The following is a 14,066-nucleotide window of genomic DNA, read 5'->3' as shown; positions in this document are numbered from 1 at the left end:
TTCTATATAAGAAATTATAATATCTTTTTAGGAAATGCACAATCTTTTTCCTATATATCAGCATGACGCGATTCCCATTTTACTTTCTGTCGTTATTCATTGTATGATGAAGACAAGACAAAGGAGTGCCGAACAATGGACTTAAATGTATTGATCAAAGGAAAAAAATTGACTGACAATGAGCTGCAAATTCTTGATTATTTGCTTGCAAATACCGCTGCGATCGATGGACTGCCCTTAAGAGAAATCGCTAAAGCAATCTACACTTCTCCCGCAACCATCGTGCGGCTTGCGCAAAAATTAGGTTTTTCTGGCTATCTAGAGCTACTTTACTTCTTAAAGAATCGCTTGAAAAATCAGACGATCACTGAAGCCGCCATCGATTACCAAATTGACGCTGCCAGTATTGCAGATACGATCGACGCGATCAAAGAAATCTATGAACGAAACAAGGACAAGTTTATTACGATTTATGCAACAGGTTTTTCTGGGATCGTGGCAGAATACCTCCACAAAAAAATGCTGGTCAACGGCATCAAAACCTTATTAGTCAGTGCTTCTGACTCAGGTGGGATCATTAGTAACAACATCGAGAACATCAGTATGCTGATCACCATCTCTAAATCTGGCGAAACACAAAAAGTGCTGGAAAAGATGGCATTAGCCAATGAACATCACATACCAACTGTTTTGTTTTGCGGGAACGGTGATCATCGCGCCAATCAACTAGCGACCTTTTCCTTTGAAGTGACCGATGAACGTCCCTACGACACCCAAAACATCCAGTACACTAGCTTCTTTGGTAAACTGCTCTTATTGATGGAATATATCGTCGACGCTTTTACCCATGTTGAAAAAGAAAACCAGCAACCCTAGTGGATTGCTGGTTTTTGCTTATGCTTGAAAATAGGTTTTTGCCAATTCTTGATAGAGCGCTTGGTTCTGCGGATCAGGAACAAATTTTTCATCTGGCTGATCTTGCCGCACAACAGAGCTTTTGTATAAATCATACAAGCCGAATATCGGTTCGTTTTCATCGGAAAGATAACAGGTCAGCCCCAACACATCCGCGGTCATTTGACCTAAAAGTTTTGTTTGAAAGAAACCACCACTTACAGTGACTGCCCCTTCCAACTGCGCCATTTGCTTTAATAAATCGATGTTCATCAGCATGCCTTCGATGACTGCCCGCAACATGTCTGAGCGATTGTGTTTCAGGGTCAAGCCAGAAAAGCCGCCTGTGATCTCATTTGTCCAAAAAGGTGCCCGCTCCCCGTTTAAATAGGGGAAAAAACGTAAGCCGTTACTGCCGATCGGCGACTCCTCCATGACTTGAGGCAGATAATGATAAAATGCATCAGGATCTTCTGATAAGGTCTCTTTTGCCCAAGCAAGGACACAGCCACCATTGTTTGAAGGTGCCCCTACGACATAGAGGTCATCTTGCAGATAGTAGCAAAAATTTTGTTTTTGGCAATCAAAGACGGTGGTCTCACTTACTTTACGAACCGCCGCACTGGTTCCGATCGTCAAGCTGTTGCGGATCCCTGTAGAAATATAGCCAGCATATGCTGCTAAACACCCATCGCTAGCCCCACACATCACTTCTACCTCAGGCTTCAAGCCACACCGCTGCGCCATCTCCTCGGTAATCAAAAAACGATCAGTCGGTGCACATAAAGGCGCTAACTGGGCTTTTGAAAGGGATAAATAATTGAGAATCTTTTGACTCCATTGCTTTTCTTTCAAAGAAAAAAGACCGGTCGCTGATGCGGTACTATAATCGATCCGTGCTTGTCCGGTAAACAACGCCATTGCTAGTTCTTTTAAGCCAAACCATTTCGTCTCTTTGGAATATGAACCATTTGTTTGAAAATAAGCCAGTTTCGCAAAGGGAGACATCGCATGGATCGGGGTCCCTGTCTCTTCATAAAACGTTGCCGCCAGATCCGTTTGACGAAAGGCCGTCATCGTTTGACTCGCTTGATTGTCTGACCAAATGTAAATCTCTTCTGCGGTCTCACCAGCCACTGGCATCAAACTGTGCATGGCGGTACTGAACCCGATCACTGTGATTGCCGCTTTTAATTGAGCGGGAATCGTTGTGACACCACTGATCAATTGGCTACTGATCTGGGTCGCTGATTGGGTCTGTTTTAACCCGTGGCTATGGGTTTTGATTGGTAATGACTGTGAGTAAATGATTTTCCGATCTTCAATGACCCCAAATTTTATGGCTGTCGTGCCGATATCAATCCCTAAAAACATCGCATTGCTCCCTCTCATCTGATTCAATTAGCTTTATTCTACCATAGTTAGTGGCATATTCTAGTATACCTGTCTGATCGTTTTGTTGATAAGACGTTTCGTGGTGATTTTCTTCAGAGAATTATCCTTCCACAACAAAAATCAAAAAAGAGAAAGATTCTTGGAGAATCTTCCTCTTTCAGTTATCCAAACAGCAAATGTTTCGCAAATGTGAAACAAATCAAGACAATCCTGGCCAGTAATCACCATTTTCCGAAACCAAATCATCGAGCAACTCTTTGGCTACTTTTGCGCTAGGAATCGTTTTGGAAAGGCTTAACGCTTGCCACATTTTTTGATAGCTCTTTTCCACATATGCTTCGACCACTAATTTTTCCACAGTCACCTGCTGAAACATGAGCGCTTGTTGGAAGGCAGGAATTTTTCCTTGAGCGAGGGCTTCTGGTCCATCAGAACCGACGATACATGGCACTTCCACCATGGCATCATCTGGGAAGTTCGCAATCGCGCCGTTGTTTTCCACAATCATGACCATTCGCTCATGCGTATTAAAAGCGATGGCGCGTGCCAAATCAACGATAAAGGTTGCATGGGCATCAATCTCAAAGGCGATCCCTTCAGCAGAGCCTTGGGCAGTGATCTTTTTGGCATGATCGAACACTCGTTTTTCCCGTCCTTCCATCACTTCATTGGAACGCGTATACTCTGGATGTTCTTTCATGTGTTCGTAGACGTAATCTGGGTATAAATAATACTTCAAGTACGTATTTGGCAGATATTCTGGTGTGAGCGCCAAGAGGTCTTTGGCTTTTTTGTGGGTGTCTTGCCAACTTGGGTCAGTATGTTGGGTATCCACTTCGATCTGCGTCAAATAGCCATGTTCTGCAACGTAGTCACGAATGGTTTGAATGTACTCCGTGCCTTCTTTGTCTTTGACGCTGGTCCACCAGCCAAAATGATTCAAGCCAAAGTAGCGAACTTCTAGTTCCTCTGGCTGCTTGCCGATGATTTGCGACATGCGACGCAACGTGCCCACGGGCATGTCACAGATATTCAGAACCTTTGATTTCGGACGCAAGACCCGACACGCTTCAGCTACGATTGCAGCCGGATTGGAATAATTCAGCATCCAACAATCGGGGGAATATTTTTCCATGTAATCAATGATCTCCAGCATACCAGTGATGCTGCGCATCCCATAAGCGATCCCTCCTGGTCCACAGGTTTCTTGGCCAAAGACGCCATGGCGCAAAGGGACTTTTTCATCTTTTTCCCGCATGTCATACTTTCCTACTCGGATATGCGCCATACAGAAATCGACATCGCTGAAGGCTTCTTCAGGATCCGTCGTAAACGAAAATTCGATTTGCGGTGCTTGTTCTTTTAATAAAATCGCTAGGGCTTCACCAAGGATCGCTTGGCGTGCTTCATCATTGTCGTATAGTTTCAGCTTTCTTAAAGGAAAGCGTTCTTGATTGTCAAGCAGCATCATAACGATTCCCGGGGTAAAAGTACTGCCGCCCCCTGCGATCACTACTGAAAAATTTTTCATCATTCAATCTCTCCTTCTCTTCCCAGATAATTTTCTAACTCTTCCCGCACTTTCGGCACGGTCAACCCATAGACGACATGGACATTTTCACCATTTTTGATCACGCCTTTGGCTTGTGTTTCGTCTTTTAGCAGTGCTTCATCCACGAGTTCAGGATCCTTTAGTTTTAAACGTAAGCGGGTATAGCAGTTGTCGATGGTTTTGATATTGTCATCGCCACCTAGCGCTTTGGTGATAATTGCTGAGATACTTGTTTCACTAGTTGGACTAGGGGCGGCTTGGTCACTCGCCATGACCCCGACACCTGCTCCAGCAAGTTGTTTTTCTTTGTACTCTTTCTTCGAATACAGTTTGGTCTCTGTCCCATCTTCTTCACGACCGACCGTTTTCAAATTCAGTTTCGTGATCAAAAAACGGAACAAGAAGTAATAAAGAAAGAAGAAGACGACCCCGACGATCAAGTACACTGGCCAGCGAGTTTTCTCGATCCCTAAGGGCAAGTTGTACAAAAGAAAGTCGATGAAGCCATTCGGTCCGATGGCGCGAGAACCAAAGAGATTTAACGCCACCATGCTCAAGCCGCTAAGGGCAGAATGAATGACGAACAAAACAGGTGCCACGAACATAAAAGAAAATTCGATTGGTTCAGTCACACCTGCAATAAAGGAAGTCACAACTGCTGGAATCAAAATGGCTTTGACTTTGACTTTATTTTCTGGTTTTGCCGTTTGATACATCGCCAAACAGGCACCGATCAGTCCAAACATTTTTGAAATCCCACGAGCGTCCCAAATGACACTTTGCGATAATACGCGGACTGCTGGGTCAGCAATTTCCGCAAAATAAATGTTTCGTGCCCCTTCAAAGACTTGACCGCCAACTTCTGCGACACCGCCTAATGAAGTATACAAAAACGGCGTGTAGATCAAGTGATGCAAGCCAGTTGGAATCAATAAGCGTTCTAGCGTACCGTACAAGAAGATACCAAAGTTGCCCGTTTGTTGAATGATGCCGCCTAAACCGTCGATGCCAGTTTGTATTACTGGCCATACAAACGTGGAAACGATGGCTAATAACACGACGACCGGAATCAAGACAATAAAGACGAAGCGCGCGCCGCCATAAACTTGAAAGGCGTTGTTAAAGGTCGTATCGATAAAACGATTATGGATCAATGCTACGACGATCCCTAAAATGATGCCAAGAAAGACCCCCATATCCAGCACTTGGATCCCTAAAACGATCGCTTGCCCTGAACCTTGAAGCGCATCGGCTGGAACCAACATCCCCCGAAGCTCCATGAATTTGTTCATGGCATTTAAGAAGACGAAATATCCCAACAACGCGGTAAATCCCGCTTCAGCCTTTTTCTTATTGGCCAACCCTAGAGCGATCCCAACACAAAAAATAATGCCTAAATTGGTTAAAATCGGTAATAAGGAAGCGGATAAGATACTACCAAAACCGGTGGTTATCGGATTATCCAAAAAAGGAAACTGCTCAAGCAAGCGGACATTTGTAAACACATTCCCAACGGCAATCAATATCCCTGCGATCGGCAAAATCAAAACAGGCACAAACATTGCCTTGGAGAATTTCTGCATCGCATCCATCACTTTTTCTTTCATTGAGGAAACTCCTTTGTAGTTGATTTGTAGGTTCATTATAGGAAACATTTGTTACTAATAGAATAGCAAACGTTTTCAATTCAATGCGTTTCAAAGATTGGAACATGTTTCATCCTATCTACTTCCTTGCTAGTGGCGAATACAAGCAACAAAAAAAGAGTGAATCAAGATTGATCCACTCTGTTTAGATGCAACACTTTTTGATAAAAATACAAGGGCCCAGACAGACAAAACAGATAGAAGATACTTGGTGCTGAGTGCCATGTGAAGAAATAGCCGATCGCTGCTAGGACTAAAATTCCGATCCCTTTATGGTAGTGCATCATTGTAAAGAAAAAACTACTACGAAAAAGGTCAAACAGGTTTTGCCGATCTTGCAATTTTGATTGCATCACATACAGGTTAATGTTGTAGGACAACAAAAATGTAAGAAAAATGATGGTCAAAAAAGAGAAAAACAATGAATTCGTCAAAGCAGCAGAACGCCACAAGCTGAGTCCGCATAAAAATGAGAAGAGATTGAAGACCCCTAATGGTAGGGTCTTCAACAATGCGTTTTTGCTGTTTTTCAAGAAGGGGGGTAGCAGTTTTGCTTCAGGATGTTCATAAGCATCTACGACCGCTCGCATAGCTGCAGGAAACGTGATGATCGGAAACGACACCACCAAAAACAAGAGATTCAAAACCAGCATACGAAAAATAACTTCGCAAAGACGATAAAAACGACTCTCTAAAGCAAACATCACACACACACCTTTAGTTTAGTTTTTCAATATTTTCAGCGATTTTCTCATTTCGGTAATCAACGATTGCTGACCACCCATTGTTTTCTCGTTCTTGTAAGTAGTCTTCCCAAATCTGACGTCCCGCTTCTTCAGAGTCTGCTTGAATAAAGTTGACCAACGCTTGCACTCTTGCTGTGTTGATGGAAGTGAGGTTTCTTGCTTCAGAACCGGTGCGAGGATCAATGTCTTCGATCTCAAAACGTGGTGCTAACTTATCTTGAGACCATTCCACCATCTGACGAATCGATGTAGCTGGTTTTTGTCCCATTTGGATAGCATAATTGTCATTCCCAACAAACCAATAAGAACCTAGCCCAACTTCCTTGTCAAAACGAGCTATGTCCGAATTTCGTAAGGCCTCTGTTTCCTCTGAGTATTCAACCACGCCATCTACGAGGTTGTATGTTTCCCCTTCAATCCCAAAGGTCGTGACCATCGTGCCATATTCACTTGCCAAATAGGTCAAAAGCTCCATGGCTTTTTGGGGTTCTTTTGTCGACGTCGTGATAAAGGTTTGTGTCCATCCACCAATATTTCCGCCAGTAAAAGTGGAATCATCGCCATTCGAATTCTTCGGCCCATCGACGGCAATATAGGTTTGTTCAGGATTACGGGCATTATTGTCTGACATGAACTCATTGAGTCCTTTCGTGTTTGTATGCAAGTAAGCAAAGTAACGGCCCTGCCCTAGTTTTTCTTTCATCGTGTTGTCATTGTCTGAAAATTGGTCGTTGGTGATGTATCCTTCATTGTAACCTTTTCTAAAAGTCTCGATCCACGTGATATACTCCTCATCAGCGTCTCGATCATTGAATTGCCCATCAACACTTGGTGCAATGCTTAGAAAATCTTGCAAAGTACCACCATAAGCGCCATCCCCGCCATTGGAAATATCTAATGCAGTCGAAGCAAATGGGACTAATGCAGCACCATCATCTGCTGTCGGAAATGCTTCTTTTGCCCGTTTTAACGCATCTAAAAATCCTTCGGGCGTCGACATATCAGGTTCACCCAATGCTTCGTAAATATCTTTGCGGACAATGAAGACTTGATCTCCCACTACATTGCCGTCCTCATAATCTTGCGCAGTCGTTGAAAAGCTTGGGTATCCATAGATATTGCCATCTTCTAAAGTAAACCATTGAACAGATTCAGGCTTCGCTGCATGTTCTAGGAAATAAGGATCGTATTTTTCTGCCAAAAGACTCAGTGGTAAAGCAAATTTCGTCGCTTCGTTGGCAGCAGATAGATTTTTATCGAAGGTCATGATATCTGGCAGATCGCCTCCAGCTAACATCGTGTTAAGGTTCTCATCATTCCCTGAAATAAATTCGACATTGATATTCATGTCTTCTTTGATTTTTCGCGTCACAGTATCTTTTCCCCAACCTGGCTGAGCATACCAATCAAAGTTGACATACCACTTCAAGGTCGCTTCATGGTCAGTGTCTTTTTGCCAGCTTGGGGTATCTTTGTCTGCTTCAAAGCGAGCTTCTGGCAGATCTTCTACCTCAGCAGCTCCTTTTGACTCGCTGCTGGAATTACCACAGGCACCTAATACCATGACTGATGTACATACGAGACCGATCCCTAAAAATAATTTGCTTGCTTTCATTTTTTTCTCTCCTTTTGTCTATTCTTTTACTGATCCAAGAGTCATCCCTTGAATAAAGTACTTTTGTAAAAATGGATAGATCACGACGACAGGAACCGTCGTTACCACCATAGTTGCTAATTGCAGTGACTGAGAAGTCGTATTTCTGACCACATTGGTGCCTGTTGCTACTGCAGGCGATAGATTTTCCGAAACGATCCGAAATAGTAGCATTTGTAAAGGATATAAACTACGATCATCAACATAGATATTGGCGGTCATGTAGTCGTTCCACTGAAAGACGCCGTGGAATAATGCGATGGTTGCCAAAACTGGAAGGGACAATGGCAAAATGATTTTTACGAAAATAATAAAAGGATTGGCGCCATCCATCATGGCAGATTCTTCCAGCGAAAATGGAATGCTCCGAAAAAAATTCATCAAAATCACCATGTCGTAAAAAGAAAATAAAACAGGTATGATGTAAACCCAAAAATTATTTAACAAGCCGAGTTCTTTAAATAAGAGAAAGGTAGGAATCATCCCTCCAGAAACGAACATCGTTAAAATCCCCATGTTCATGTAGATTTTCCGCCCCATTAAGTTTCTACGACTCATCCCGTAAGCAACCATCGCCGTCAATGCCGTATGCAAAACAACACCAATCACTGTTTTTGCAACTGAGATGACAAAGGCTTTATAGATCGCAGAATCTTCAAAAACGGTGTAGTAACTTTCTAGTGAAAATTCCCGTGGCCAGAAATAGATCCCCCCTCTTGCGGCATCGGTTGCATCATTGAAAGACAAGGCGACGATATTCCATAGTGGCAACGCAATGATGGCTAAGAAGAACACCATGAAAATCACATTGGCAGTATTGAAGATCTTCTCATCTTTTGAAAATGTTTGTTTCATACTTTCCCTCCTCTAAAAGACTGATTCATCACTGATTTTTTTTGTCAAAAGATGACTACCGACCACAAGGATCAATGAAACAACCGACACAAATAGACCAACGGCGGTCGCATAGGAGAAGTCTCCTTGTTGAATCCCCATTTTATAGACGAATGAATTAATGACTTCACTGGACTGATAATTGACAGGGTTTTGTAAGACGAGTGTTTGATCGAGGTTCGAACCCAATAACCCACCGACTGACAAAACAAATGTCAAGGCGATAATATGACGGATCGAAGGGATCGTGATCCGAGTAATCTGCTGAAACTTCGTGGCGCCATCCATTCTCGCTGCTTCATAAAGAGCTGGATTGATCCCTGTCATAGCAGCGATGTATAAAATCGTATTCCATCCAACTTCTTTCCAAATATCGGAAATGACTGCAATCGCCCAATATTTTTCGGGATCAGTCAAGAAGCGGATCGGTTCATCGATCAACCCAACACCTAACAGTAAATTATTGACCAAACCGGTATCAGACAACCACGTAATAAACATGCCTCCTAAGATGACCCAAGAAAGAAAATGTGGCAAATAAGACACCGTTTGAACAACCTTCTTCAAGCGCACATGAACGATTTCATTGATCAATACCGCTAAGCCAATCGCTGCTGGAAAACCAATCAGTAGTTTAAAAAAGCTGATGCCTAACGTATTACTCATCACCGTCCAAAACATTGAATCACTAAAAAATTCTTGGAAATATTGGGTACCGACCCACTCTGCATTCGCGATCGAATCAAGCACTGAGTAATCTTTAAATGCGATGACGATCCCGTATAGTGGGATAAAATTAAAAATAATCATCAGGATAATCCCAGGCCAAACCATTGCTTGATAAAAACTTTGGCCTTTTAGTTTCTGCAAAAAGGTTCTTTTCTTTGGGGTTGCTTTAAGTACGACTCCTTTAGATTCCATTGTTCCACCCTTTCTAAAACGCTTACTTTTTCATCTGAAGGAAATGAGTTACTTCATTCGTTGGTTTATCAACTGATAGACCGCACCAATCATACCTGCATCATTTTTTAATTTTGCACGTCGAATCGGTGCAATCGTGCGTCCTTCTAAGTAACCAATACTTTCATGGCGAGCTTTTAGCTGACAGAGGTTCTCTTCAAGCCTTGCCATAAACTCATCATTTTCACTGATCCCACCACCAATCAAAATCAGCTCGGGATCAAATGTACTGATCAAATTGAGCAAGCCCACCGATAAATCTTGAAAAAACTGTGCAAGCACTTGGTTCGCTACCACTTCTCCTTGCGCTCCTCGCTGAAAGATCTCCACCGCATCTTGAGGGAAATCACTCCGACCAAGCTGTTGAAGTGCCAACTGGTACTGGTGGCAAAGCCCCCCCACGACAGCAGCTCTTTGGTTCAAGGAAACAGTTTCTAAATTTCCTTGGTCAGGTAAGCTATCGATCAGCATCCATCCGAATTCACCTGCCATGCCATGGCTGCCGCGATAGAGCTGATCATTAACAATGATCCCACCGCCAATGCCTGTACCGACGACAAGGCATAGATAGTTCTCACAGTTCTGTGCGTGCCCAAGCCATTTTTCAGCGATCGCCGCTGCATTGGCATCATTTTCAACCATGACCGGTAGCTTGACACGTTCTTCTATTTCTTGCTTTAAATTGATTCCATAAAGGGATTTGATTGATCCTGCTGTAATCATCGTGCCATCTTTTTGGATGATGCCCGGTGCGCTAATCCCGACACCATCGACTATTGCTTCTTGCTGCAATGATTTGATCAATGCTGTGATGGATTGCAAAAATCCCTCCTTTTCATGGATCGTCGGCATCTGTCCTTTTTTGACAATTTCACCGTTTTTCAAGATCACACCATATTTGATGGTGGTTCCTCCAACATCGATTCCAATAAACATTGCTTCACCCTCATTATTCATTTACTTGTTTTGTCGATTGATTGATGCACAATTCCCCTGGTAAAACGTAGGAGATCCCAATGGCATTTTCCTCAATCATTTCGATCAAGTGTTTGACTGCCGTGACCCCTTGCAATTGGATTGGATTTTTCACAGTCGTCAACCGAGGCATGAAATAGTCCAAAAGATCGATGCCATCAAAACCAATTACGCTGAAATCATCTGGCACCCGCCACTTGGTCTCATGGATCGCCTTGACCGTTCCGATCGCACTAAGATCATTTCCCGCCAGAAACGCTGTGGGTAAATCTTTCTGCTCTAACAAAAACTGTTGCACACGGACTCTCGTTCGTTCTTCTTCAAAGAACCCCTGTAATTGATAGTCCGACCTTTTAGAAACCCCTGCCTCGTTTAATGCTTCTAAATACCCTCTTAAGCGCTCATCACTATCATAAACACCAGTGATACCACTGATAAAGGCAATTTTTTTGTGGCCAAGAGACAAAAGATACTCGGTGACTGCTTTTCCTTTTTCGAAAGAATCAAAGACTACACTGCCGAAGTTCTTCTCTTGAATGTTTCGATCGATAAAGACGGCTTTGATTTGTTCTCGTTCCATCGCAGCCAAATCCTGCTTTGTTAAAAAATCTTCAAAGCCAATAATGCCATCAACAACACCGCCTAATATACTATTGAGAACCACTCGTTTATCCGTGGATAAGAAGACATTGACCGCATAACCATGTTTTTCTGCCTCTCTGGCAATCGCTTCAACTAATACGCTAAAGTAAGGCCCTTTCATGCTGGTAGTGTAGAAACCGAGCATTTTCGTTTTCGTGTTTTTCAATTGTTTGCCCATTAAATTGGGAACATAATGCAAACGTTGTGCTGCCGCCACCACACGTTCTTTCGTAGCTGGGCGAACAACATCGACACCGTTGAGTGCTTTGGAAACCGTCGCAATCGACACATTTGCTTCTTTCGCTACTTCTCGGATCGTGATTCGATTTGCCAAATGACCCTCACCTCCTAAACTGATCCCGCAAAAATAAAAACGTTTTTATTTTATCGGAAAAATGAACGACCGTTACCTCACTGGTCATCTGATAATCCAACTATATATAAAAACGTTTTCATCCACAATGATTCTAGGGCTGATTGGCGTTTGTACCAGCAACTTGAAACCTGTGCCATCATGGTACAAGTTGTACCTACAAAAAAAAGCCTCGAAAGGCTTTTAAATCGTGAGCGTACCAATCAACTTCGCTGAGGCAGCAGCAAAGCCAAGGTATAAAGAAATCGTACCAGGATCACTTTTTGTCGAGAAATCGGAATGAACGTAAGCAAAATCCTCTGGTGTAACATAGAATGTATGCTGCCTTTCTTCGCCTGCAGCAAGATGGATTTTTTGCCATTGTTTTAATTCCCGCATCGGTCGCGCTACTTCTGTAACATCGTCTCTGCTATAGAGTTGCAGTGTCGTCGTATGCGGCACATCTCCCTCATTTTTCAGCGTGCAGCTGATCTCAAATGGTGCATCCTTTTCCTGAGGATTAATGATTTGGGTGTGGGTGATCGTGCATCGACCATAGCCCATCCCCGAGCCAAAAGAAAACAATGGCTCATTTTTTTTCATCCATATAACGCGAAATATATTTTTGATCACTATTCTCTTCAGTCAGTGGACGCCCTGTAGAGAGTTGAGCATAGGTCATCGGTAATTGGCCTTCTGCTCGAGGAAAACTCATAGCTAAACGTCCTTGCGGTTCAGACTCGCCCATCAACAAATCTGCCAACGCATTGCCTCCTTCTGATCCAGGGAACCAAGCAATCATGATGGCTTGGCAAAGAGGCTCGATGGCGGTCAAAACTAGTGGTCTGCCACAGAAAAGAATCGTTGCGATCCTAGGATTGACCTGACTTACTGCTTCAATCAATGCTTCTTGCTTTCTTGATAAAGAAAGTTTGGTCAGACTTGCCGCTTCTCCCGCTTCCTCGCTAGTTTCCCCCAGAGCCAATAAAACAACCTCAGCTTCTTTAGCAACTTTACACGCCTCATCAATAAAGGTACTCGTCAGCATTTCCCCATCAGGATACGATAAGACAGTTAAGTCAATTTCTTTTTGAGAAAGACCCTCCGCTAAGGAGACCGCAGCCTCCGGTTTGCCGATCCACGACCAAGCCCCCAAAAGATCCTTCGAAGCTGCTTTGGGGCCGATCAATGCGACCTTTTGTTTTTTCTGTAACGGCAACAGTGCTTGGTTTTTCAGAAGAACCGTTGTTTTCTTTGCTGCTTCTCGTGAAAGGTGGCGTGTTTCCTGCACTAATTTTGGTGCTAAGTTGCCCTGCACTAATCCTCTAAAAGGGTCTTCAAAAAGACCCAACTTATTTTTTAAGCTTAACACATGAAAGACAGCCTTATTTAGCTGCTCGTTCATTTCAGGTTCTGCATGAATGATTTGTTCCAATGCATTCAGATAGCAATCGCTCATCATATCCATTTCCACGCCAGCAGTAAAAGCTTTCTTTGCGGCTTCCTTTCGATCAGCAGCTACACGATGCGCCATCAATTCCGCTACCGCTGCCCAATCTGAGATGATCAAGCCGTCGAATCCCAGCTTTTGTCGTAATACTTCCTGCAATAAGGGTTGATTTGCGGTGGCAGGAACACCGTGGATCGTATTAAAGGAGGTCATTACTAATTGTGCCCCTGCTTCAATCGCAGCCTGAAACGCGGGCAAATAATTCTGATAGAGCTCCAGATCGGACAAATCAACGGTATGGTAGTCCCGTCCACCTTCTGCAGCGCCATAGCCGATAAAGTGTTTGACACAAGCGGCAATTCGCTGTTTATTTTCTGCAAGGGAAGCAGTTCCTTGATACCCTCGTACATAAGCAGCCGTCAATACAGAAGATAAGGTGGGATCTTCCCCATTACTTTCCAAGACCCTTCCCCAGCGCGCGTCTTTGACATGATCCGCCATCGGTGAAAACGTGACATGGACACCAGCTTCTGCCGCTTCTTTCGCTGAAGCTTTAGCAACCTCTTCCACTAACTGCGCATCAAAGGAAGAGGCTAAGGCAAGCGGAATTGGGAAAATCGTTTCATACCCATGGATAACATCTGCCATAAAAACAAGGGGAATCTTTAAACGACTTTTCTCAAGATAAGACGTTTGGATGGCATATACTTGTTCAGCAGTATGAGCGCCCAACACAGAACCAATCGTAAATAATTGGTCTTCACTCATTTGCCATTGCTGCATCGGACCCGTGATTTCTCCTCCTTGTGCAAAAAAATCTGGCGTCAGTTGGACTAACTGGCCCACTTTTTCAGCTACGGTCATTTGGTCAATCAGTTCTTTTAGTTTTACGGTCTCCACTATTAT

The 14,066-nt window shown here is 43.4% G+C and carries 10 protein-coding genes and 1 pseudogene; 1 reads left to right on the top strand and 10 read right to left on the bottom strand.

From position 1 onward, the window contains the following. Positions 1-135 precede the first annotated feature (135 nt). On the top strand, positions 136-876 hold the full coding sequence (locus tag IGJ15_RS06300; RefSeq protein WP_167822031.1) for a MurR/RpiR family transcriptional regulator: 741 nt from the start codon (positions 136-138) through the stop codon (positions 874-876). Positions 877-894: 18 nt separating this feature from the next. On the opposite strand, the gene IGJ15_RS06295 is transcribed toward IGJ15_RS06300, so the two are convergent. From IGJ15_RS06295 to IGJ15_RS06250, 10 genes and pseudogenes are all read right to left on the bottom strand, one after another. Beyond that, positions 895-2,268 carry a gluconokinase gene (locus IGJ15_RS06295; RefSeq protein WP_311902395.1) on the bottom strand — a complete coding sequence of 458 codons (1,374 nt, stop codon included), beginning with the start codon at positions 2,266-2,268 and terminating at the stop codon, positions 895-897. A gap of 220 nt (positions 2,269-2,488) precedes the next feature. After that, the gene (locus tag IGJ15_RS06290) at positions 2,489-3,820 is read right to left on the bottom strand and encodes a 6-phospho-alpha-glucosidase (RefSeq protein WP_034858513.1); all 1,332 of its coding nucleotides are present in this window, start codon (positions 3,818-3,820) and stop codon (positions 2,489-2,491) included. After that, positions 3,820-5,448, bottom strand: coding sequence for a PTS transporter subunit EIIC (locus tag IGJ15_RS06285; protein ID WP_142974124.1), 1,629 nt, complete (start codon positions 5,446-5,448; stop codon positions 3,820-3,822). Before IGJ15_RS06285 ends, IGJ15_RS06290 begins: the two co-directional genes overlap by 1 nt. Before the next feature lie 164 nt (positions 5,449-5,612). Next, positions 5,613-6,191, bottom strand: a complete 579-nt coding sequence (locus IGJ15_RS06280) for a hypothetical protein (protein ID WP_311902392.1) — start codon at positions 6,189-6,191, stop codon at positions 5,613-5,615. A 13-nt stretch (positions 6,192-6,204) separates the two neighbouring features. Beyond that, a complete protein-coding gene (locus IGJ15_RS06275; RefSeq protein ID WP_311902390.1) occupies positions 6,205-7,848 on the bottom strand; it encodes an ABC transporter in 1,644 nt (547 codons plus the stop codon). An 18-nt stretch (positions 7,849-7,866) separates the two neighbouring features. After that, complete coding sequence (locus IGJ15_RS06270) at positions 7,867-8,742, bottom strand: carbohydrate ABC transporter permease (protein WP_005236529.1); 876 nt, start codon at positions 8,740-8,742, stop codon at positions 7,867-7,869. A gap of 12 nt (positions 8,743-8,754) precedes the next feature. Continuing rightward, positions 8,755-9,702 (bottom strand): ABC transporter permease, encoded by a 948-nt coding sequence (locus IGJ15_RS06265; RefSeq protein ID WP_016610970.1) that lies wholly within the window; start codon positions 9,700-9,702, stop codon positions 8,755-8,757. 48 nt (positions 9,703-9,750) lie between these two features. Beyond that, positions 9,751-10,677 carry an ROK family protein gene (locus IGJ15_RS06260; protein ID WP_430599352.1) on the bottom strand — a complete coding sequence of 309 codons (927 nt, stop codon included), beginning with the start codon at positions 10,675-10,677 and terminating at the stop codon, positions 9,751-9,753. Between the two features lie 13 nt (positions 10,678-10,690). Beyond that, positions 10,691-11,692: a LacI family DNA-binding transcriptional regulator gene (locus tag IGJ15_RS06255; RefSeq protein WP_311902386.1), complete on the bottom strand. Its 1,002-nt coding sequence runs from the start codon at positions 11,690-11,692 to the stop codon at positions 10,691-10,693. 222 nt (positions 11,693-11,914) lie between these two features. Continuing rightward, positions 11,915-14,060: pseudogene (locus IGJ15_RS06250) on the bottom strand (glycoside hydrolase family 3 N-terminal domain-containing protein). Between the last annotated feature and the right edge of the window lie 6 nt (positions 14,061-14,066).

The sequence above is a fragment of the Enterococcus sp. AZ079 genome (assembly GCF_050547255.1).
Lineage (GTDB): Bacteria > Bacillota > Bacilli > Lactobacillales > Enterococcaceae > Enterococcus_D > Enterococcus_D casseliflavus.
This window is presented reverse-complemented; position numbering and strand designations above follow the sequence as displayed.